At 65.2% G+C, this 20,206-nt stretch carries 16 protein-coding genes; 8 read left to right on the top strand and 8 right to left on the bottom strand.

Going from position 1 to position 20,206, the window contains the following annotated elements; translation table 11 throughout:
* The first annotated feature begins 5 nt into the window (after positions 1-5).
* Positions 6-965, top strand: coding sequence for a 1-phosphofructokinase (gene pfkB / locus ACR42D_RS00855; RefSeq protein ID WP_484564986.1), 960 nt, complete (start codon positions 6-8; stop codon positions 963-965).
* Between the two features lie 5 nt (positions 966-970).
* Positions 971-2,704 (top strand): PTS fructose-like transporter subunit IIB, encoded by a 1,734-nt coding sequence (locus tag ACR42D_RS00850; protein ID WP_484564985.1) that lies wholly within the window; start codon positions 971-973, stop codon positions 2,702-2,704.
* Between the two features lie 97 nt (positions 2,705-2,801).
* On the opposite strand, the gene ACR42D_RS00845 is transcribed toward ACR42D_RS00850, so the two are convergent.
* The 5 genes from ACR42D_RS00845 to ACR42D_RS00825 all read right to left on the bottom strand — a co-directional run bounded on the left by ACR42D_RS00845 (position 2,802) and on the right by ACR42D_RS00825 (position 8,946).
* The gene (locus ACR42D_RS00845; RefSeq protein WP_484564984.1) at positions 2,802-3,188 is read right to left on the bottom strand and encodes a hypothetical protein; all 387 of its coding nucleotides are present in this window, start codon (positions 3,186-3,188) and stop codon (positions 2,802-2,804) included.
* 10 nt (positions 3,189-3,198) lie between these two features.
* A complete protein-coding gene (locus ACR42D_RS00840; RefSeq protein WP_484564983.1) occupies positions 3,199-4,107 on the bottom strand; it encodes a hypothetical protein in 909 nt (302 codons plus the stop codon).
* A gap of 368 nt (positions 4,108-4,475) precedes the next feature.
* Positions 4,476-5,372: a pirin family protein gene (locus tag ACR42D_RS00835; RefSeq protein ID WP_484564982.1), complete on the bottom strand. Its 897-nt coding sequence runs from the start codon at positions 5,370-5,372 to the stop codon at positions 4,476-4,478.
* Between the two features lie 16 nt (positions 5,373-5,388).
* A complete protein-coding gene (locus tag ACR42D_RS00830; protein ID WP_484564981.1) occupies positions 5,389-7,899 on the bottom strand; it encodes a multiheme c-type cytochrome in 2,511 nt (836 codons plus the stop codon).
* A 3-nt stretch (positions 7,900-7,902) separates the two neighbouring features.
* The gene (locus ACR42D_RS00825) at positions 7,903-8,946 is read right to left on the bottom strand and encodes a hypothetical protein (protein ID WP_484564980.1); all 1,044 of its coding nucleotides are present in this window, start codon (positions 8,944-8,946) and stop codon (positions 7,903-7,905) included.
* A gap of 189 nt (positions 8,947-9,135) precedes the next feature.
* Between ACR42D_RS00825 and ACR42D_RS00820 the strand changes: the two genes are divergently transcribed.
* The 5 genes from ACR42D_RS00820 to folD all read left to right on the top strand — a co-directional run bounded on the left by ACR42D_RS00820 (position 9,136) and on the right by folD (position 15,249).
* A complete protein-coding gene (locus ACR42D_RS00820) occupies positions 9,136-11,367 on the top strand; it encodes a methyl-accepting chemotaxis protein (protein ID WP_484564979.1) in 2,232 nt (743 codons plus the stop codon).
* A gap of 98 nt (positions 11,368-11,465) precedes the next feature.
* Complete coding sequence (locus tag ACR42D_RS00815) at positions 11,466-12,236, top strand: type III pantothenate kinase (RefSeq protein ID WP_484564978.1); 771 nt, start codon at positions 11,466-11,468, stop codon at positions 12,234-12,236.
* 16 nt (positions 12,237-12,252) lie between these two features.
* Entirely contained in the window at positions 12,253-12,792 is a 540-nt protein-coding gene (locus ACR42D_RS00810) for a hypothetical protein (RefSeq protein ID WP_484564977.1), read from the top strand.
* Between the two features lie 136 nt (positions 12,793-12,928).
* On the top strand, positions 12,929-14,215 hold the full coding sequence (eno, locus tag ACR42D_RS00805) for a phosphopyruvate hydratase (RefSeq protein ID WP_484564976.1): 1,287 nt from the start codon (positions 12,929-12,931) through the stop codon (positions 14,213-14,215).
* Positions 14,216-14,391: 176 nt separating this feature from the next.
* Positions 14,392-15,249, top strand: coding sequence for a bifunctional methylenetetrahydrofolate dehydrogenase/methenyltetrahydrofolate cyclohydrolase FolD (gene folD / locus ACR42D_RS00800; protein ID WP_484564975.1), 858 nt, complete (start codon positions 14,392-14,394; stop codon positions 15,247-15,249).
* A gap of 156 nt (positions 15,250-15,405) precedes the next feature.
* On the opposite strand, the gene ACR42D_RS00795 is transcribed toward folD, so the two are convergent.
* On the bottom strand, positions 15,406-16,686 hold the full coding sequence (locus ACR42D_RS00795; protein WP_484564974.1) for an APC family permease: 1,281 nt from the start codon (positions 16,684-16,686) through the stop codon (positions 15,406-15,408).
* Between the two features lie 112 nt (positions 16,687-16,798).
* On the opposite strand from ACR42D_RS00795, the gene ACR42D_RS00790 reads away from it, so the two are divergent.
* Complete coding sequence (locus ACR42D_RS00790; RefSeq protein WP_484564973.1) at positions 16,799-17,665, top strand: LysR family transcriptional regulator; 867 nt, start codon at positions 16,799-16,801, stop codon at positions 17,663-17,665.
* A gap of 70 nt (positions 17,666-17,735) precedes the next feature.
* On the opposite strand, the gene ACR42D_RS00785 is transcribed toward ACR42D_RS00790, so the two are convergent.
* Both ACR42D_RS00785 and ACR42D_RS00780 read right to left on the bottom strand, forming a co-directional pair.
* The gene (locus tag ACR42D_RS00785; RefSeq protein WP_484564972.1) at positions 17,736-18,581 is read right to left on the bottom strand and encodes a hypothetical protein; all 846 of its coding nucleotides are present in this window, start codon (positions 18,579-18,581) and stop codon (positions 17,736-17,738) included.
* 267 nt (positions 18,582-18,848) lie between these two features.
* Positions 18,849-20,183, bottom strand: coding sequence for an HD domain-containing protein (locus ACR42D_RS00780; protein ID WP_484564971.1), 1,335 nt, complete (start codon positions 20,181-20,183; stop codon positions 18,849-18,851).
* Positions 20,184-20,206: the final 23 nt, after the last annotated feature.

Below are 20,206 nucleotides of genomic sequence, written 5' to 3'. Positions count from 1 at the left end.
CCGGTATGCAGAGCGAAAAGACACGCATCGTCACCGTGACCATGAACCCGGCCATCGACCTGGCCTGCACGGTCCCCGGCTTCGCGGCCGGGGAGGTCAACCGCGTGGCCGAGTACCAATCCGACGCGGCGGGCAAGGGCGTGAACATCGCCGGGCTGCTGCGCAAATTCGGCCTGCCGGTGACCGTGACCGGTTTTCTGGGCACGGAGAACGCCCGGATCTTCGAAAAACGGTTCTCGGAGCTGGGCGTGGCCGACGAATTCGTCCGCGTGGAGGGCGAGACGCGCATCGGCATCAAGGTCCTCGACCCCGAAAGCCGGTCCACCACGGACATCAACTTCCCGGGGCTGACGCCGGATGCGGACCATCTGGACCGCCTCGCCGAGACTGTGGAGCGTTTGTCCCGCAAGGCCGCGATCGTGGTCATCGCGGGCAGCCTGCCCGTGGGCGTGGCCCCGGAAATGGTCGGCCGCCTGGTCGGCGTGATCAAGGAACAGGGGGCCAAGGCCGTGGTCGACACCAGCGGCCCGGCCCTGGCCGGCGCGGTCGGCGCGACGCCGTGGCTGATCAAGCCCAACGACGACGAACTGGCCGAATTGGTCGGCCGCCCCATGGAGTCCCTCGACGACCTGGTGGCCGAGGCGCGCCGCCTGAACGAGAAGGGCATCGCCACCGTGGCCGTGTCCCTGGGCGCGCGCGGAGCGGTCTTCGTGGAAGACGGCCGGGCCCTGCTGTCGCGGCCTCCCAAGGTCGAGGCGGTCAGCACCGTCGGGGCCGGGGACGCCATGATCGGCGGCCTGGTCGCCGGTATGGCGCTGGGCCTGTCACTTGAGGAGCGAGTCCGCAAGGCCACGGCCCTGTCCGCGGCCACGGTCATGCAGGCCGGACCGGCCCTGCATGATCTCAACACTGCAGAGATATTGGAATCACGGATAGAAATCACCAATCTCCAGGTGGGAGGGTAATCGCCATGTCCAGAATCGTCGCAGTCACAGCATGTCCCACGGGCATCGCCCACACCATCATGGCCGCCGAGGCGCTCAAGAAGGTCGGCGCGAGCATGGGCCATGTGGTCGAAGTCGAGACCCAGGGGGCCGAGGGGGCCAAGTTCGTCCTCTCGCAGGAGTGCATCAACGCCGCGAGCGTGGTCATCATCGCGGCCGACATCCATGTGGACCCCACCCGGTTCCAGGGCAAGCCGCTCTACGCCGTGACCACCAGCGAGGCCATCCGCAATACCGAGGAGGTCATCAACGCGGCCCTGGCCGAGGCCGAAGAGATGGCTGCGGCCAAGGCCGAGAAGACGGCCGTCACCGGGAAGCGGTTCATCGTCGGCGTGACCTCCTGCCCCACGGGCATCGCCCACACCTTCATGGCCGCCGAGGCGCTGCGCAAGGCGGGCGAGGGCCTCGGGCACGAGGTCAAGATCGAGACCCAGGGGTCGGTGGGAGCCAAGAACGTGCTCTCCGACGAGGACATCGCCCGCGCGGACGCGGTGGTCATCGCGGCCGACGCCTTCGTGGACACCAACCGGTTCGCGGGCAAGCCGTTGTACGAGACCACCACCAAGGCGGCCCTGCACGACGGCGCGCAGGTCATCAAGTCCGCCCTGTCCGCCGCGCCGGGCGCGAAGAAGGACCTGGCCGAACAGGTCTCGGAACTCAAGAAGGAGCGGTCCGCCAGCCGGACCGGGCCCTACCGCCACCTGATGACCGGCGTGTCGTACATGCTGCCGGTGGTCGTGGCGGGCGGCCTGCTCATCGCCCTGGCCTTCGCCTTCGGCGGCATCTACGCGGGCGACAAGACCGGGACCTTCGGCTGGGCGCTGATGCAGATCGGCGGCGGGGGCGCGTTCTCGCTCTTCGTGCCGGTGCTCGGCGCGTTCATCGCCTATTCCATCGCCCAGCGGCCGGGCATCACGCCGGGCCTGGTGGGCGGCGCGCTGGCCACCACCGTGGGCTCGGGGTTCCTGGGCGGCATCGTGGCGGGTTTCATCGCCGGTTACCTGACCCAGTTCCTGAACGACAAGATCAAGCTTCCCCAGAACCTGGAAGGGCTCAAGCCGGTGCTCATCCTGCCGTTCGTCTCGACGCTGATCGTGGGGCTCTTGATGATCTACGTCATCGGCCCGCCGGTGAAGATCGTGCTGACCGCCCTTTCCGAGTGGCTCAAGAGCATGCAGAGCACCAGCGCGGTGCTGCTCGGGCTGCTGCTGGGCGCGATGATGGCCTTCGACATGGGCGGCCCGGTGAACAAGGCGGCATACACCTTCGGCGTGGGGCTGCTCTCGTCGAACATCTACGCGCCCATGGCCGCGATCATGGCCGCGGGCATGACGCCGCCGCTCGGCCTGGCCCTGGCCGCCACGCTGTTCAAGAACCGGTTCACCGAGGACGAGCGGGAGGCCAGCAAGGCCGCCTTCGTGCTCGGCATCTCCTTCATCACCGAGGGCGCCATCCCGTATGCGGCCAGGGACCCGTTCCGGGTCATCCCGTGCATCATGCTCGGCTCGGCCGTGACCGGGGCGTTGTCCATGGCCTTCAAGTGCACCCTGATGGTCCCCCACGGCGGCATCTTCGTCCTGCCCATCCCCAACGCGGTCGGCAGCCTGATGGCCTACGCCGCGACCATCGTCGTCGGCTCCATCATCACCGCCGGAGCCCTGTTCGTGGCCAAGCGCCCGTTGAAGACAGAAGCCGAATAGGACGGTGGGGCACCGCCCCAGTTTCATTCCCAATGCAAAGCAAGGCGCCGCTTCCTGTCCGGGAAGCGGCACCTATTTCTTCCAAATGGCAGGGGCGTCAGGAAAGCGCTTCGATGGCCGATTCAGCCTGCTGAAGAGCGGAAATGACACCACCGGCATTCCCGATGGAGATCGCTGCGGCAAGGTTGATCGCGGCAGCGGCGGCGACCAAAATATCCTTGATGGTCTGCAGATTCTCCGAGACCGTATTGAGCCGGGAGGTCGCGGCCTGGACCGCCGGGGCCAGCGACCTGATTTCGGAAAAAATTTCGAACACGCCCACGGCATCGATCCTTCGGGCCTTCCGGCGTAAGGAGCCGGCTTCGTTCAACAGGTCCTGTTTCTCTTCATCGGACAGGGAATCTTTCCGGTCCACACAGAATTGGACAATCCGCTCTGCCTGCTCATACAGATCATTCACAACTATTTCAGTATCGGTAGCCATTTTGACCTCCCTATGATTCAGGCTTTTCAATGGCCTTGAAATTGTCTCTTATCGTATAGATATCAGTCGCCAGAACCTTAACCTCCTCGACCAATTCCTCCACGTCTAGATTGCGACGCCAGGCGAGTTCCATGAGCGCCCGGTGTGCGGCTATGATGTTGTCCATCTTTGTCGAATAGGCATCCAAGACCGCTTCACGCACCTTCACATTTGCTTCAAACTGTAATTTCCGCTCCCTGAAAAGCGCCAAAGTATGGGCGTCGGCGGGCGGCAGGATTTCAAGCATCTCCACAAAGTACGCTTTCCCTTCCGACTTTTCCGCTCGCAGCAGTTTCCCGTACCCGTCGATACTGGCCGTCCTCAAAGCCTCCAGGAACGCGAGGATGGGCTTTCCGTCGTCAGCAAAGACCCTTGTGAGCTCGTCGCGGCGGTAGGCTTCGGAAACCCATTTCGCAACAACGGAGGATGCCGAGTTGACGGCGCTGGTAAATCCTGTGCCCATTTTTGCTTCTATGTTCACGCCGTTGGCGTTCATCAGGCCGTTGATGCTGGATGAGCACCCCATGATTTCATCGCTGAAATCGATCGCCTCACCCTGGGTGAGCTGCTGGAGGGCCAGCCCATAGTAGATGAGAGCAAAGTGCAACTCGTTGAACACCTGCCCGCAGTCCGCCCATATTTTTTCCGTAGCCACATCCTCCTTGTATTGATCAAGTTCCCCCCCGGCCTTGGTCGGGACGTTCATCTTGCAGGCGTACATGGTCGTCCGCCTGGGCGATTCCACGAACTCGACGACCATCTTCTCCACTTCGCTTTGGGTATCCACGATAGCGTCCGCGTAGACCTTCACGTTGGAGACCTTGACACAACCCGCCATCGCCAAGACGACAACAAGCACTAACAGACCAATTTTCCTCATAGATCCTCCTGTGCTCTTCACCAACAGACCATTGATTCCCCAATACACGCCTAGCCCTCACCCTATAGAATAGAGCTATATTTGGTATTAGAATTTCGCCCAACAAAGCCCCTTGAAAAGTCTCGTTTAAAAACCAATATATTATCCAAACAAAAAGGGCCGGAGCGAATCTCCAACCCTCTTTCCACGTCATTATGCCGCGCAACCGCGAAAGGATTCTGAGTTTAACACCCACCCTTTGACAGTTCTCCGCCCCTGCCGAAGGCACACAAAAAGTTTGGGAAATTCCAAAGAACCTTTTCTCAAAAGGTTCTTTGGCCGTCGGAGACGCCCGCCCGGCGAGGGCCCGCCGGAGGCCCCTCCTACGCCTACGCCTTGCCCTCGGGCGCATGCTTGATGAACGTGCCCTTGCGGTACTCCTCGAAGGCGACGTCGAGCTCCTCTTCGGTGTTCATGACGATGGGGCCGCGCCAGGCGATGGGTTCGCGCAGGGGCGCGCCGGAGACGAGCAGGAAACGGACTCCCTTTTCCCCGGCCTGGACTAGGAGCTGGGAGCCGTCGTTGAACAGGACGAGGTCGCGGTCGGCCACGGTTTGGCCGTCTATCTCCGCACTGCCGCCGATGACGTAGGCGAACACGGTGTGGCCGGGCGCGGCGGGGTGCAGGAAGGCGGCCCCCGAAGGCAGGGCGCAGTCCAGGTATTCGGGATCGATGACGATCTCCTCCATGGGGCCGCGTGTGCCGTCCACGGTGCCGGCGATGACCTTGATGGTCGTGCCGTCCGGCCGCCGGACCACGGGGATGTCGGCGGCGGTGATGTCGCGATAGCGCGGATCCATCATCTTGTCGCGGGCCGGGAGGTTGGCCCAGAGCTGGAAGCCGTGCATGCGGCCCTGGCTGTCCCCCTTGGGCATCTCCTGGTGGATGATGCCGCTCCCGGCGGTCATCCACTGCACGGCCCCGGTGGTGATGACGCCCTTGTTGCCGAGACTGTCGCCGTGCTCCACGTCGCCCAGGGTGACGTAGGTGATGGTCTCGATGCCCCGGTGCGGATGCCAGGGGAACCCGGCCAGGAAATCGCCGGGGTTGTCTGAGCGGAAATCGTCGAGCATGAGAAACGGGTCGAACAGCTCGGCCTCGAAGTTACTGAACAGCCTCCGCAGCTTGACGCCCGCGCCCTCGGTTACGGGCCGTCCCTTGAAGAGCTGTTTGATGGTCCGCTGCATCTTGACCTCCCGGCGGGTATCCCGCCTGTTCCATTTCATTTGCGGGTGTCCCGCCCTATTCCAGTCCCATGCCCGGATGGTGGGCCGGGTAGTCCATGGATTCCCTGTGGCAGACGGTGCAGTTGCCGCCCGCGCCCAAGGGCTGGGCCTCGTCCATGTACTGCAGGGGCATGACATTGTCGCGCGGCGTGGCCGGATAGATGGCGTGGGGCGAGCCGTGGCACGCGCCGCAGTGCATGGCGTCCATCTCGTCGCGCCGGGCGGCGAACAGCTTGTCCGCGTCCTCGGTCCAGACGTTGAAGGCCGAGTCGGTCTCGGGCGGGCCGAAGTCCACGTGGCAGGTCAGGCAGTCGGGCTCGTTGACCCACGGCTTGCGGGGCTTGATGGCCTCCTTGTTGGCCATGGTCCTGGGGGTGATCCGGGCCAGGATGCGGCCCGCGCCGGGCACGCCCCGCTCCTGCTCGGCTTTGAGCAGGGAGATGCCCAGGTCCTCGATCATGCCGTGGCAGTCGGTGCAGGTGAAGCCCACTTCCTCGTGGCGGCCACGCAGGGTGGACTGCGGATGGCACTTGAGGCAGGAGTCCTCGGCCCCGCGCCCGGCCATGTAGATGGCGTGCACGCCGTGGATGGCGGCGGACAGGTTGGGCTTGTCCGCGTTGCCTTCCACGCCCTGGAGGGGATCGTCGTGGCAACTGGTGCACTCGACCACGCCCCGGGTCTGGGCCAGCCGGGTGGAATTCATGCGGTCGTGGGTGGCCAGGATGTTCTCCACCGTGCCCTTGGTCACGCCCGAACCGTCCTGGTTCCACTTGCCGCTGTGGCAGTTGAAGCAGCCCATCTGGTCCGAGGTGGGCGCGGCCAGCCTGGCCGTGGCCAGGACCTTGCCGGAGCCGTCCGTGGCCGTGAGGGTGACGATGGGCAGCGGGTTGTACTCGCCGTTCTTGACGTAAGGCGGGATGGCCACCTTGGCCTCGAACCGGCCCGCGCCCTCGTTGAGCTCAAGGGTGCCGGTCAGGGTCTTATCCGCCTGGTCGGGCTCAATGGCGTAGGTGATGGTCACGTCGTCCATGACCTGCTCGGGCGCGGGATCGCGGAGCACGAGCTGGGCACGGATGACGTTGGACGGGGGCAGCAGGGTCCACGTGTCGTTCTGGGAGAAGAAGCCCATGCCGCGCGAACACCAGCCCACCAGGGTGTATTCCGAGGTCTCGGTGTCGAACGGCGCGGACGCGGGTTGTGCCTGGTCCGGAGCCGGGGCGGCCTGCACCGGCGCCTTGCCGTTGAGGTCCTCGGCGATATACCGGGCCAGGGCCTTGCGCTCGGCCGGGGTGCCGGCGAACGGCGGCATGTACTTGTTCAGCTTGCCCATGCCGGTCAGGAAGGCGTCCATGCCGTTCACGTCATACTGGGCGGTGGCCTTGGTGATCTCGTTCATGGGGCCGTGCACCGAGTGGCAGGCCGAGCACTCCAGCTGGAACAGGAATTCGCCCGCGACCTTCACGTTCGCCTCGGTGATGCCGCCGGCCAGTTCGGGCGGGGACCATTTGGCCGAGGCGATGGCCCCCTGCTGGTCGATGACCGGCACGCGGGCCTTGAGGATGGAGTTCGAGTAGACCGTATCCCAGATGAGGTACGGCTTGCGACCCGCCTCGCGGATGAACTCGAAGGAGCCGAACAGCCCTTGGCCGACGACCAGGACCACCAGGGCCATGGTGAAGGACAGGGTCTTGGGGGTCTTCAGGGCCAGGAGCAGGCCGCCGATGAGCGTGGCCGTGCCGAAGATCCAGAAGTAGCGCATGAAGTAGGCGACGCGGTTGGACTTGTAGAGGATCATCTCGTACTGCTCGGGCGGCATGGCGGCCACGTACCACCAGCCGGACAGGAACACGGCCAGCACGCCGAGCACGGTCCAGGCCGCGCAGACCCGGACGGTCCGCAGCCGGGTCGGCTCGTCCGCGATGCGCGTGGCCGTGACAAAGCCGAACAGCCCGGCGCACACGGCCGAGAAGAAGGAGCGGAAGACCAGCGAGGGCCAGAAGGACGGGTTGAAGAAGCCGTCCCAAAAGTTCTTGGTCTGCAGCCAGTCGCCCGGGGTGAGCATGAAGCCGATGATCCCGTTGATCAGGAACAGCGACAGCCAGCCGAACAGGAAATAGAGCCAGCCCACGATCATGTGGTCACGCCGGTCCATGCGGTTCCAGGCGTAGTAATAGATGATCAGGGCCACGATCTCGCCCAGGAAGCAGACCCACTCGGCGGCCCAGCCGAAGACGAACTGGTGGATCAGCGTAATGGTCGCCTCGGGCGCGAGCAGGGCCACGGTCAGCCATATGGCCACGCCGGACACGCCGCCGAAGGCCATGGTCAGGAGCAGGAAGAAGCGGGTGTGCTTCTTGGCGTATTCCAGCAGGTGGACGTTGCCCGACTTGTAGGCCGCCCGCTCGGTCAGGACCAGGAACAGGCCGCCGCCCACGGCGAAGTGGGCCACGTAGACGTGCAGGGTGGCGATGACCGCGATCCAGAAGCCGCCGCCCAGGGTGGTCAGGTGCCAGATGGGATATTCCATGGTCTACGCCCTCCCCTGCCCGGATTTGGAATAGAGCTTGAGCATGTAGGTGATGATCGCCCCACCTACGACCACGAAGCCGAGAAAGAGATAGAAGGAGCCGTACTGATTGGTCACGGGCACGGTGTCCATGGAGAACCACGGGTCCAGGTACAGGACGCGCACCCAATGGCGGATGCAGGCCATGAGGAACACGGTCAGCACGGCCCAGCCCGCCACGCGCATGGGCTCCATGCGGAAGCCCGCGTAGAGCATGAGGCCCGCCGAGGCCAGCCCGGCCACCAGGGTCAGGGTGGCGGGCAGGTTGGAGCCCATGAAGGCCAGCAGGACCTTGTCCGGCAGGGCCATCAGGAACCAGACGCCCACGGCCAGGTTGACCATGGTGGCCCGGGTGAACCACCACATGCCGGTGCGCGCGAAATCGTCGTTCTTCAGGTGGCGTCCGAGCAGGGCCACGAACAGCCCGCCCACGGCCAGGGCCCCGACCATCATGTGCAGAAAGCGAGGGTACAGGGCCGGATCGCGCCAGTTGAGAAAGCCAGCGTAGCCCTGGAAATAGTGCTGCCACTCGTCGGGCCTGAGCATCAGGGTCATGTTGTTCGAGAACATGAAGCCCACGTAGAGCAGGCCGAGCACGGACGAGCCGAACAGGAGCAGGCGCATGCCCGCGCCCATGGATTCGTACTTGAATTTATAGAGATAAAAGCCATAGTACGAATACAGGAGTACGAAGATGACGGCCAGCCACCAGCCGCCCATGAGCACGGAACTGACGTAATCGAAGTTGCCGTAGTTGACCTGGAGAAAGAGCAGCGGAGCCACGCCCAGGTTGATGGTCAGGGCGAGCAGCGGGGGCAGCTTCATGCCCACGGCGCGGATGAGTTCGCTTTGGCCGCGCGCGGCCCGGACCAGCCCGATGGCGGCGGACCCGAGCATGGCGTTCATGAACAGCACGTGGGCGGCGAAGGTGGCGATGAGCAGGATATCGAACCAGGCCCAGTGTATGGGGATGGGTTCGGCCATTGGGATGAGGGAGGCTGGGTTCACGACGTCACTCCTTGTGGCATGGCTGGTACAACATCGACGTTATAGGTGATTTACCCGTCGGGCACAACTCGGCCATTCATTGTCGCGTATACGCACGGACCCGAATCAGGTAGAATTATAATTGATTCCAGGTGTTGCCTTGCTATCTTTTTCTCCAAACATAACCGATTGACCCCAAAGGAACTCTTTATGAAGATTGGCCCCAAGTTGACCCTGCTCGGCACCGCGCTGGTGGGCACCACTGCGGCATGCATCCTCGGCATCCTCCTGTGGCAGAGCTCCAAGGTTTCGGAAACGCTTGCAACGCACTTCGATCTCCGGGCCCAGGCCGAGATGACCCTGGCCGTGGACGACGCCCGCAACCTGCTGGACACCCAGCACGCCACCCTGGCCAAGCAGCTCGAAAACGACATGCGCGTGGTCCTGGACCTGGAACAACGCGGCGGCGGGCTGAACCAGCTCGGAGAGACCGTGGAATGGAAGGCGGTCAACCAGATCACCAAGGCGGCCTCCACCGTGTCGCTGCCCAAGATGGCCCTGGGGTCCGCCTGGCTGGGCCAGAACAGCGACCCGAACAAGCCCACCCCCCTGGTGGACGAGATCATGAAGCTGACCGGGACTACCTGCACGGTCTTCCAGGCCATGAACGGCCAGGGCGACCTCTTGCGCGTGGCCACCAACATCCTCAAGACCGACGGCAAGCGGGCCGTGGGCACCTACATCCCCGGCTCCTCGATCGTGGCGAAGACCGTCATGTCCGGCGAGACCTACCGGGGCACGGCGTTCGTGGTCAACGCCTGGTACCTGACCCAGTACCGGCCCATCAAGGACCGGTCCGGCAAGGTCATCGGCTGTCTGTACGTGGGCATCCTCCAGGAAGGCGTGGAGCAGCTGCGCCTGGCCTTCAAGAACGTCAAGCTCGGCCGGACCGGCTTTCTGACCGTGTTCGGCGGCTCCGGCTCGTCCGAGGGCGTGGTCAAGATGCACAAGGACGACAAGGCCGAGGGCACCAACCTCCTGGAGGAGACCGACGCTTCGGGCGGGGCCGTGTACAAGGATTTGGCCGCCAAGGCCAAGGGGGCGGCAGGCAAGGTGGTCACCATCGAGGCCGACCTCAAAGGCGCGGACGGACCGCGCACGGCCATCCTGAGCGCCGTGTATTTCAAGCCCTGGGACTGGGTCATCCTCGGCACCGGCTATCTCGAAGAATTCATGGAGGGCCAGCGGGCCACCGAGAACGCGCTTAAGTCCACCAACTGGTGGACCGTGGGCATCGGCGCGGTCATGCTCCTCCTGGGCGTGCTCGTCTTCATCCTCTTCGCCCGCAAGATGAGCGGGACCATCGGGGCCACGGTCACGGTCATGGCCGACATCAACCGGGGCGACCTGGACGTGCCCCGGCTGGCCGCGCGCACCGGGCGCATGCGCGACGAGATGGACGACCTCGGCGCGGCGGTCAACGCCATGGGCGACAAGCTGCGCGAGGTGGTCTCCGAGGTCCAGGCCGCGGCGGAATCCGTGACTGCGGGCAGCGGCGAGCTGACCAACACCTCCCAGGCCCTGGCCGAGGGCGCGTCCAACCAGGCCAGCGCCGTGGAAGAGGTCTCGGCCTCCATGGAGGAGATGACCTCCAGCATCGAACAGAACACGGACAACGCCCAGCAGACCGAGAAGATCGCCCGCCAGGCGGCGGGCGACGCCGGGGAAGGCGGCAAGTCCGTGACCCAGACCGTGGAGGCCATGCGCCAGATCGCGGACAAGATCGCCATCATCGAGGAGATAGCGCGCCAGACCAACCTTCTGGCGCTCAACGCGGCCATCGAGGCGGCCCGCGCGGGCGAGCACGGCAAGGGATTCGCCGTGGTCGCCGCCGAGGTGCGCAAGCTGGCCGAACGAAGCGGCGTGGCCGCGGCCGAGATCAGCGAGCTGTCGGCCAAGTCCGTGGCCATCGCGGAACAGGCCGGGACCATGCTCGACAAGATGGTCCCGGACATCACCCGCACGGCCGAGCTCATCCAGGAGATCGCCGCCAGTTCGGACGAGCAGAACACGGGCGCGACCCAGATCAAGGACGCGGTCTTGGAGCTGGACCGGGTGGTCCAGCAGAACGCGGCCGAATCCGAGCACGTGGCCGCCGCCTCCGAGACCCTGGCCGGACACGCCATGCAGCTGCAGCAGACCATCGGCTACTTCCGGCTGGGCGGCTCCGTCACCGGACCGGCCAGGCCCAGGGTATCGGTCAAGGCGTCCCGGCCCAAGGCCAAGCCGTTGCCCGCCCGGACCGGCCCGGCCCCCGCTCCCAAGGCCGCAGCCGCATCCAAGCCGTCGCCCAAGGCCGTGTCGGCGGGCAACCCCGCCGACGCGGGCGGCCTGGACCTCGACATGGACATGGGCGAGGACACCGAATTCGAAAAGTTCTAACGGTCCCGCAGACCGAAGGCCCGCGCCACCTCCCTCCAGGGCGCGGGCCTTGTTTTTTGCCTGAAAAAGGATAGAAACACTCCGAAAGGAGAGATGTTATGGGCAAGACGCTGCTGTTCGACGCGGGCAACACCAACACCAAGCTCTGCCTGGCCGACGACCAGGGACTCAACGAGTGCTACACCCTCCCCACCCGTCCGGCCAACACCGACGACGACTGGGGGATCAAGATCGAATCCATCCTCCTGCGCGAGGGCGTGGACCCCACCGACATCGAGGCGTGCGTCATCTCCTCGGTGGTCCCGCCGCTGGACCCGCTGATCAAGAGCATGGCCGCCCGTTTCCTGGAGTGCGAGTGCCTGTTCGCGGGCCGCGACCTCGAACTCGACATCGACAACGAATACATCCACCCCGAGCAGGTGGGCGCGGACGTGCTGGTGGGCTGCTACTCCGCGCGCATGACCTACGACGAGAAGAACCTCATCGTGGTGGATTTCGGCACGGCCACCACCTGCGCCTGCGTCCAGGGCAACGCCTTCAAGGGCGGATTGATCTGCCCCGGCCTGCTCTCCTCGGCCTCGGCCCTGGCCTCGGGCACGGCCAAGCTCCCCAAAGTGGACCTCACGGTCACCAGCCCGACCCTGCACTGGGGCCAGAGCACGGCGGAATGCCTCAACCAGGGCTTCGCCTTCGGGTTCGCGTCCATGATCGACGGCCTGGTCGAAAAGCTCTCCGCCCAGCTCAAGAACCCCTTCGTGGTGGCCACCGGCGGCCTGGCCCCGACCATCGCCCAGCTCTCCGAGTCCATCAACGAACTGCGCCCCGACCTGGTCATGGAAGGGCTGTGGATGGCCTACTACAATCGCTAGCCGAATCGAACCGACAGTGAGAAAGACCCTTTTCCTCCTGTGCGCTGTGGCCGCCCTGCTCACCGGCTGCGGCGACAACGGTCCCCTGCCGACGCTCATGGGCAGGCACGACTACACCTTCACCCTGCCCGCTGACTGGCAGGACACCCACAACGACGTCGTGCAGGTACTGTTCAACTCCGTCATGTCCGACCGCACCGTCACCGAGCACATGTTGTTCCACCGGGACGAAGGCGGTGCGGCCACAATTCTGATCATCGCCTCCGACAGGGGCGGCCCCTACACGCAGGCCGACAGGAAGCGCCACCTTGCCGGATATCTCAGACGCCCCGTCAAAAAGGCCCCCCTCAAGGTGGTCAGCTTTCTGGATGACGGGAAGGGAACCATGGCCGTGGAAAGCTACCACCGGGACGCGGTCTTCTTCATGCGTCGCGTCTACACGAAAAAGGGGTACATCCAGTCCGACGTCATGTGCCCGCTCAACGCTCCGGAGACCATAGCCGAGGCGCGGGCCATCATGGACAGCCTGGCCCCGGCCCCGGACCTGACCCTGTAGAACGATCGTCACCAAATAATAACTGCCCATTCCCGCGCATCCGTAGTAAGGAATTGAGCATTGGGCGGAAATCCTCTAGGATTCGCCCGGTTTCGCTGTTTGCAACGTGTACAACCCTGAGTTCAAGGAGATCGATATGAGCATCATCACCGGCGTCTGGGCGCGAGAGATTCTCGACTCGCGCGGCAATCCCACCGTGGAATGCGAAGTGGTTCTGGAATCCGGCGACATCGGCCGGGCGGCCGTGCCCTCGGGCGCATCCACCGGTTCGCGCGAGGCGCTTGAGCTGCGCGACAAGGAAGAGCGTTACGGCGGCAAAGGCGTGCTCCAGGCCGTGGAGAACGTGCGCGGCGAGATCGCCGGCGCGGTCATCGGCATGGACGCCGTGCGCCAGCTGACCCTGGACAACGCGCTCATCGACCTCGACGGCACCGAGAACAAGGACCGCCTGGGCGCCAACGCCATCCTCGGCGTGTCCATGGCCGCGGCCCGCGCCGCCGCCAGCTTCATGGGCATGCCCCTGTACCAGTACCTGGGCGGAACCAACGCCAAGCTGCTGCCCGTGCCGCTGATGAACATCATCAACGGCGGCGAGCACGCGCCCAACAACCTGGACATCCAGGAGTTCATGATCATGCCCGTGGGCGCGGAGACCTTTGCCGAGGCCCTGCGCATGGGCGCGGAGATCTTCCACAACCTGAAGTCCATCCTGGCCAAGGACAAGCACGTCACCTCCGTGGGCGACGAGGGCGGCTTCGCCCCGAACCTGGCCTCCCATGCCGAGGCGTTCGAATACATCATCCGCGCTTGCGAGGCCGCAGGCTACGAGCCCGGCCGCGATGTGGGCCTGGCCATCGACGCGGCGGCCAGCGAGTTCTACAAGGACGGCAAGTACGTCCTGGCGGGCGAGGACAAGATCCTGACCGCCTCCGAGCTCATCGACTTCTACGACGACCTGGTCTCCCGCTTCCCGCTGATCTCCATCGAGGACGGCCTGGCCGAAGGCGACTGGGACGGCTTCTCCCTGATGACCGAAAAGCTGGGCGACCGCATCCAGCTGGTGGGCGACGACATCTTCGTCACCAACCCGGACATCCTGGCCGAGGGCATCGACCGGGGCATCTGCAACTCCATCCTGATCAAGCTCAACCAGATCGGCACGGTCACCGAGACCCTGGACACCATTGAGCTGGCCAAGACCGCCGGGTACACCAACGTGGTCTCCCACCGCTCGGGCGAGACCGGCGACACCTTCATCGCGGACCTCGCTGTGGCCGTGAACGCGGGCCAGATCAAGACCGGCTCCCTGTGCCGCTCCGACCGGCTCGAAAAATACAACCAGCTCCTGCGCATCGAGGAGGAGCTCGACGAGGACGGCGTCTACTACGGCCCCATCCTGGCGGGCAGCTTCTTCGACGAATAGAAGATCACAAGGGGGAGGGCCGCACGGCTCTCCCCCTTCTCGTTGCGCCGCCAAAGCGCGGCCCGCTGCGGAAAATCCACGATCGCGCAATCACCGGCTTGCCATCAGCCGCCTTTTTCTCTACGTAGCGACCAGCACTTGTACGGCATCCCAATATTTCAACCGCGGAGAGAGACATGATCCTGCTTGACGGAAAGGAAACGGCCGCGACCATTCGCGCCGAAATTCGGGAAGAGGTGGACAAGCTCGTAGCCAAGTTCGGCCGCAAGCCCGGACTGGCCGTGGTGCTGGTGGGCGACGACCCGGCCAGCCAGGTCTACGTGCGCAACAAGGAGCGCGCCTGCGAGGACTGCGGCATCCGCTCCATCCCCCACCGCCTGGAGACCGCCAGCCAGCTCGAGCTGGAAGGCCTCATCAACGAGTTGAACAACGACGTCGCCGTGGACGGCATCCTGGTCCAGCTGCCCCTGCCCAAGGGGCTAAACTCCCAGAAAATTCTCGACATGATCGACCCGAACAAGGATGTCGACGGCTTCCACCCGGTCAACGTGGGCAAGATGTCGCTCGGCCTGCCCGGCTTCAAGCCGTGCACCCCGGCGGGCGTCATCAACCTGCTCAAGCGCTACGGCCTGGACCCGGCCTGCAAGAAGGCCGTGGTCATCGGCCGGTCCAACATCGTGGGCAAGCCCCTGGCCATGATGCTCTCCCAGAGCGGCCCGTGCGCCAACGCCACCGTGACCCTGTGTCACTCGCGCACCGCCGACCTCAAGGCCGAATGCCTGGAAGCGGACTACATCTTCGCGGCCATCGGCCAGCCCAACTTCGTGACCGCCGACATGGTCAAGGAAGGCGCGGTCGTGGTCGACGTGGGCATCAACCGGACCGACGAGGGGTTGGCCGGAGACTGCGACTTCGAGGGGCTCAAGGACAAGGTCCACGCCATCACCCCGGTCCCCGGCGGCGTCGGCCCCATGACCATCGCCCAGCTCATGGTCAACACCCTCGAAGCCTTCAAGCTCCACGTGGGCGCCTAGGTGCACGGTACGCGGCTCGCGGGAGCCTTGCGGCGAAGGGATTTTCTAAAAAAACGAAAAGGGCCGGAATAATCCGGCCCTTTTTTATTGGCAAAAAGCAATCGGCCTTCCTGACGGGAAGCAACGAGAGCGGCAGTCCTCTTCGCGGCGACGGACCTACGGCTCGGCCTCGACCCGCTCCGCAACACCGCTCTCCCTTGCGGGATGGCGGGTGCGCAGGGCGAGGGCCAAGGCCATGAGCGCGATGGCAGCCAGGACCGGCCAGCGGGAACTGAGCAGGACCGCGAACAGGCACAGGGCCAGGATCAGGGACACGATGCGCGGCAGGGGCGACGCCAGGAGCCTGGCCGCTGCCAGGGCCCCGAGCAGGGCGTTGACCAGGAAGAAGCCGTCGGCAATGGCCAAGATACCCGCCATGTCGAGCACGCCGAGTGAGACCAGGACGAACTGGCCCAGGTGGACCAGGGTGTAGACGGCCAGGACGGCCACCGGTACCCCGCGCCCGTTGCGCCGGTCGAGCCAGGCGGGCAGGCCGCTCTGCCGGGCCAGGTGGGCCACCAGACGGATGACCGCGCCCACGAACATGAGATAGGTGGTCACGCACAGGGCCGCCACCAGGGCGGCCATGATCCATGGGGCGGCCGGACCGAACAGCGGGTGGAGCAATCCGGCCACGCCGTGCCCCGCCCCCTGCGGAAAGGAGCCGAGCTGGAGCCCGGCGGCCACGGCAAGGCTGACCAGGCCGACGACCAGCCCGGCCAGGACGGCGGCCCGGACCATGGTCCGGCGCGGGTCGAGCACCTCGGCCCCATAGTTGCCGACCACCTCCCAGCCGACCACGGCGAAAAAGAGCAACAGCAGCGTATAGCCCAGGGTCGGCACGGACAGCGGAGGCAAGGCGAACAAGGCGTCCACGGCCTCGGGGGAGCGATGGAAGACCAGGGTGACGGCGGCTCCAGCCAGGAGCAACACGGTGGCCGTCACGGCCAGGACGGTGGTCACCCGGCTCATGGTCTTGAGCCCCCCGGCCAGAAGCAGGGCGCTGACCACCTGGATCACGGCTGCGGCCGCGCCGTGCGCGGCCGGAGTGCCCGGCAGCAGCCCCGGAGGCAGGTAGTTGGCCACGGTCAGCATGACCGCGGCCGGACCGAACAGGGCCGCCCCGGCCAGTGAGTAAGCCCCCAGGTCCCTGGCCCACGGCCCGAAAGTCCTGGCCACGGCGTCTGCCGCCCCGCCCTCGCCCGGAAAGAGAGTCCCCACCCTGGCGAAGATGTAGGCGAAGACCACGCCGAAGAGCATGGTCGCGCCCCAGGCGGGCAAGGCCCACGGCCCGGCCACCTCGATGGCCAGGGGCGGCAGGATGATGATGCCCGAGCCGAGCACCGCCCCCGTCATCAGGCAACACAAAGGAACCGTTCCGATTTTCCGTTGGCTCATTCAACCTCTCCTTCTTGATTCGCCCCTGTTATCATGCGAAAGGTTGAAAAAAGCCAATTCAAATTTTCCGTGGATCCATTCGGATATCCGGAACGCTCGGGAGAGAGACGACATGGATATACGCAAATTGCAGTGCTTCGTGGCCGTGGCCTTTTCCGGGAACCTGACCAGGGCGGCCGAGTCGGTCTTTCTCAGCCAGTCGGCCATGAGCGGGCAGATCAAGCAGCTCGAGGAGTCGCTGGGCTATCCCCTGTTCGAGCGCCAGGCGCGGGGCATGCTCATGACGCCCGAGGGCGAGGCGCTGCTGCCCTACGCGCGGGCGGCCATCCAGGCCATGGAGGACTTCCGCGTCCGGGGCGAGGAGCTCAAGAAGACCGCGTCCTCGCGCCTGGTGGTCGGGCTGAACTCGGACCCGGCCTTCCTGCGCATGGCCGAACTGGCCCGGGTCATGCGCGCCGGTGCGCCGGGCGTGCAGCTGTCCTTCGTCGTCTCGCAGAGCCGCTACACGGCGGCCTCCCTGCGCTCCGGCGAGATGCACGTGGGCTTTCGTTTCGGCGTGTGGAACGAGGAGGGGGTGCACGACGAATACGTGGCCTCGGTGCCGCTGGTCATCGCCGTGCCCACCGCCCTGGCCGAGGGGCTGGCCCCCGGCGACTGGCGCGCCCTGGCCGCCCTGCCGTGGATCTACACCTTCCGGGGCTGCCCGTTCCACGTGGCCCTGCGCGAGCGCATGTCGGCCTTCGGGGTGGAGCCCAACCCGGTGGAGCAGACCGTGGACGAGGGCATGGGCGTGGCCGTGATCCGCGAGGAAGAGGGGCGACGGCTGGAAGCGGCCGGGCTGGCCGTGCTCTGGCCCGATCGGCTGCAGGTCCCGCTCTGCCTGTCCTTCCCCGAGGCGCAGGGCGCCCGCTCGCCGCTGCGCGAGTTCCGCGACGCGGTGCGCACGGTCTGGAGCGCGGAACAGCGCATGGTGGCCTGATCCGCCCCGCCGCGCACGAAAAAGCCGACTCACGGTGAGTCGGCTCGCAAAAAGTCCGGCAGGGTGGAGCCTAGACTGTTACGCTGGTCAGTTGGGGCGAGGTGTCGCCCGGCACCTGCCCGTAGGCCGCCACGGCCTGGTCTCTGGACGCCTTGGCCGGGCTGAACTGCTCTTCGAGCTGGGAAGTCAGGTCCTGGAGCTGGGCGGTGTTGTCCAGCTCGGCCTTGAGTTGTTCCAGGAGCTGGTTGAGCTGGTCCAGGGCCTCGGAGGAATCGGTTTCCCGGGCGACCTGGGAAAAGATGCGGGTACCGGCGACCTGGGCGGCCGAAGCGTTGTCCGTGGCCTCGGCCACGTGGAAAATCTCGTTCTGCCCGTTGTCGAAGAAGTCGTTCAGGGCGGTGTTGATGCCCGAGTTGAAATGGGCGATGGCCGTGTCGCCCGCGTTGACGCCGAAGTTGCGGTCGATGAACTTGAGGGTGTTGAGCAGCCCGTTGCCCAGGGTGTCCTCGTTGACGCCGGACGAGGTGGCCTTGATGAGCATGCCCGAGGCGGCGGCTGCGGTTTCGTCGCCGAACCGCTCGCGCACCCAGTCCAGGGTCGAGGCCAGCTGGCTGCGCAGGCCGTCGCTGTCCTTGATCTCGCCGTTCTCGTCCTTTACCTCGCCCATACGGCGGACGATCTCGTTGGCCAGGGTCTCGCCCAGGGTGCCGGGAGCATCGCCGGACCGCTTGTCCGCCTGACCCGGCGCGTTGGCCAGGGCCATGGCCGCCGGGGTCAGCCCGTCCTTGGCCGGGTTGATCTCCGCCATCTTGCCGAGCCGCATGCCCGGAGCGTTGTCCAGCAGCGAGGCCGCGGCCCCAAGGTCCTTGCCCTGGTCCTTCTTCGCCTTGAGCTGCTGCATGAACCCGTAGTTCATATGTGCGCCGGAGATTTGCATACACCTCTTATCGACGCTCCCGCCTCTTTCTTTACACCCATCCGGCAAAAAACTTTCCCGCACCCGCCCACCCCGCGAAGCGGCGATAAAAAGTTTGGGAAAAGGAGGGGATGGGGGTCCGGGGGAAGGGGAGGAAAGAACCCTTTTCAAAGGGTTTTTCCTCCCCTTCCCCCGGCCGCCGGAGGCACAACAAAAGCCCCGGTACGGCGGGGCCGGACCGGGGTTTTCTCAGTGTGCTGTCGCCTTTTAGTACAGGCGGTGTTCTTCTACGTAATCGAGGACGAAGTCTTCGGCCTCTTCGACGGTGGAGACGTCGTCGCGGACCTGGGCTTCCAGGAGCTGGTCGCGGATCTTGCCGATGGCCGGGCCGGGTTTGAGCTTGGCCAGTTCCATGATCCGGTTGCCGTCGAGCAGCGGTTCGAGCTCGAGGTCAGGGATGTCGGCGCGTTCGGCCATCTTGAGGTTGTGGTTGAACTCGCGCCAGGAGCCGTCGCGCGCCTTGATGTCGGCGCGGACCATCTCCATGATACGCGGATATTCGTCCAGGGAGCGCAGCCGGCGGATGCCCTTGTCGGTGAGCATGAAGTGCGGGCGCATGTGGTTCTGGACCAGATCGCAGATCAGGTCGATGTCCTGCTCCTCGAAATGCAGCCGTTTCAAGACCTTGCGGGTGACCTTGGCGCCCACGCGGTGGTGCTGCAGGAAATTCCAGCGGCCGCCGTAGTACTCGGCGGTGTAGAGCTTGCCGATGTCGTGGAACAGGCAGGCCACGGTGCCGAACCAGTCGTAGGGCAGCTCCTCGGGATAGGCCCTCATGACGTCCAGGGTATGGGCCAGGACGGTCTCCTCGGTGCCCTCGTCGGGGTTCTTGATCTGGGAGACGCGGGACAGGGCCGCGATTTCGGGGATGAGCCCGTGCAGGAGCATGGAATCGAAGAGCAGGCCGAAGAACTTGTGCATGGACTCGGCCTCGACCTTGCGCCACTCGTCCAGGAAGTCGGACATGGGCACGTAGTCGAGCACGCGGCGGGAGCAGCGTACGATGGCGGCCCAGGAGTTGGCCTCGATCTCCTTGTCGAAGTTGGCGGCGAAGCGCATGGCGCGGTAGGCCAGGGAGTAGTCCTTTTTCAGGGCCTGGTCCGGGATGCCCTTGAAGCGGATCTGGCCCTCGGAGAAGTCCGCGAAGTCGGCGTAGGTCTCCTTGGCCTTGGGGATGAACGGGCAGACCGCGGACAGCGGGATGTCGCCGCGCTGTTCCAGCCGCTTGAGCAGGCGCGGGGTCATGGTCGCTACCGTCTCGTCGGTGTAGGCGGCCTCTTCGGTGGAGGCGGGGTAGAAGAAGTAGGTCACGCCCCCCTCGACCAGGGTGCCGACGGTACCCTTGTCGGCGGACTCCTCCATGCTGGGGAAATATTTCTTCAACTCGTCGAACGGGGCCTCGGTGCAGATATCCAGTTCCTGCTCGCTGCCCGTCTCGTCCAGGGTGAGCGCCTGGAGCCGGACGTTGATGATATAGGCGTCAAACCCGTTGCGCATTATGGTTTTGCAAAAGCCGACAGCATCTTTGAAAGGCTGGCTCATATCTCTCCTCTCTCGGCCGATCG

The sequence above is a fragment of the Pseudodesulfovibrio sp. lm2024 genome, from assembly GCF_051175575.1.
GTDB lineage: Bacteria > Desulfobacterota > Desulfovibrionia > Desulfovibrionales > Desulfovibrionaceae > Pseudodesulfovibrio > Pseudodesulfovibrio caledoniensis.
Note: the sequence above shows the minus strand (reverse complement) of the source record. Positions and strands in the feature narration are given on the sequence as shown.

Bases quoted from the DNA above. Each gene is read 5' to 3' on its own strand.
- pfkB (WP_484564986.1), top strand. From the start codon at position 6: ATGCAGAGCGAAAAGACACGCATCGTCACCGTGACCATGAACCCGGCC.
- ACR42D_RS00850 (WP_484564985.1), top strand. From the start codon at position 971: ATGTCCAGAATCGTCGCAGTCACAGCATGTCCCACGGGCATCGCCCAC.
- ACR42D_RS00845 (WP_484564984.1), bottom strand. From the start codon at position 3,188: ATGGCTACCGATACTGAAATAGTTGTGAATGATCTGTATGAGCAGGCA.
- ACR42D_RS00840 (WP_484564983.1), bottom strand. From the start codon at position 4,107: ATGAGGAAAATTGGTCTGTTAGTGCTTGTTGTCGTCTTGGCGATGGCG.
- ACR42D_RS00835 (WP_484564982.1), bottom strand. From the start codon at position 5,372: ATGAAATGGAACAGGCGGGATACCCGCCGGGAGGTCAAGATGCAGCGG.
- ACR42D_RS00830 (WP_484564981.1), bottom strand. From the start codon at position 7,899: ATGGAATATCCCATCTGGCACCTGACCACCCTGGGCGGCGGCTTCTGG.
- ACR42D_RS00820 (WP_484564979.1), top strand. From the start codon at position 9,136: ATGAAGATTGGCCCCAAGTTGACCCTGCTCGGCACCGCGCTGGTGGGC.
- ACR42D_RS00815 (WP_484564978.1), top strand. From the start codon at position 11,466: ATGGGCAAGACGCTGCTGTTCGACGCGGGCAACACCAACACCAAGCTC.
- eno (WP_484564976.1), top strand. From the start codon at position 12,929: ATGAGCATCATCACCGGCGTCTGGGCGCGAGAGATTCTCGACTCGCGC.
- folD (WP_484564975.1), top strand. From the start codon at position 14,392: ATGATCCTGCTTGACGGAAAGGAAACGGCCGCGACCATTCGCGCCGAA.
- ACR42D_RS00795 (WP_484564974.1), bottom strand. From the start codon at position 16,686: ATGAGCCAACGGAAAATCGGAACGGTTCCTTTGTGTTGCCTGATGACG.
- ACR42D_RS00790 (WP_484564973.1), top strand. From the start codon at position 16,799: ATGGATATACGCAAATTGCAGTGCTTCGTGGCCGTGGCCTTTTCCGGG.
- ACR42D_RS00785 (WP_484564972.1), bottom strand. From the start codon at position 18,581: ATGAACTACGGGTTCATGCAGCAGCTCAAGGCGAAGAAGGACCAGGGC.
- ACR42D_RS00780 (WP_484564971.1), bottom strand. From the start codon at position 20,183: ATGAGCCAGCCTTTCAAAGATGCTGTCGGCTTTTGCAAAACCATAATG.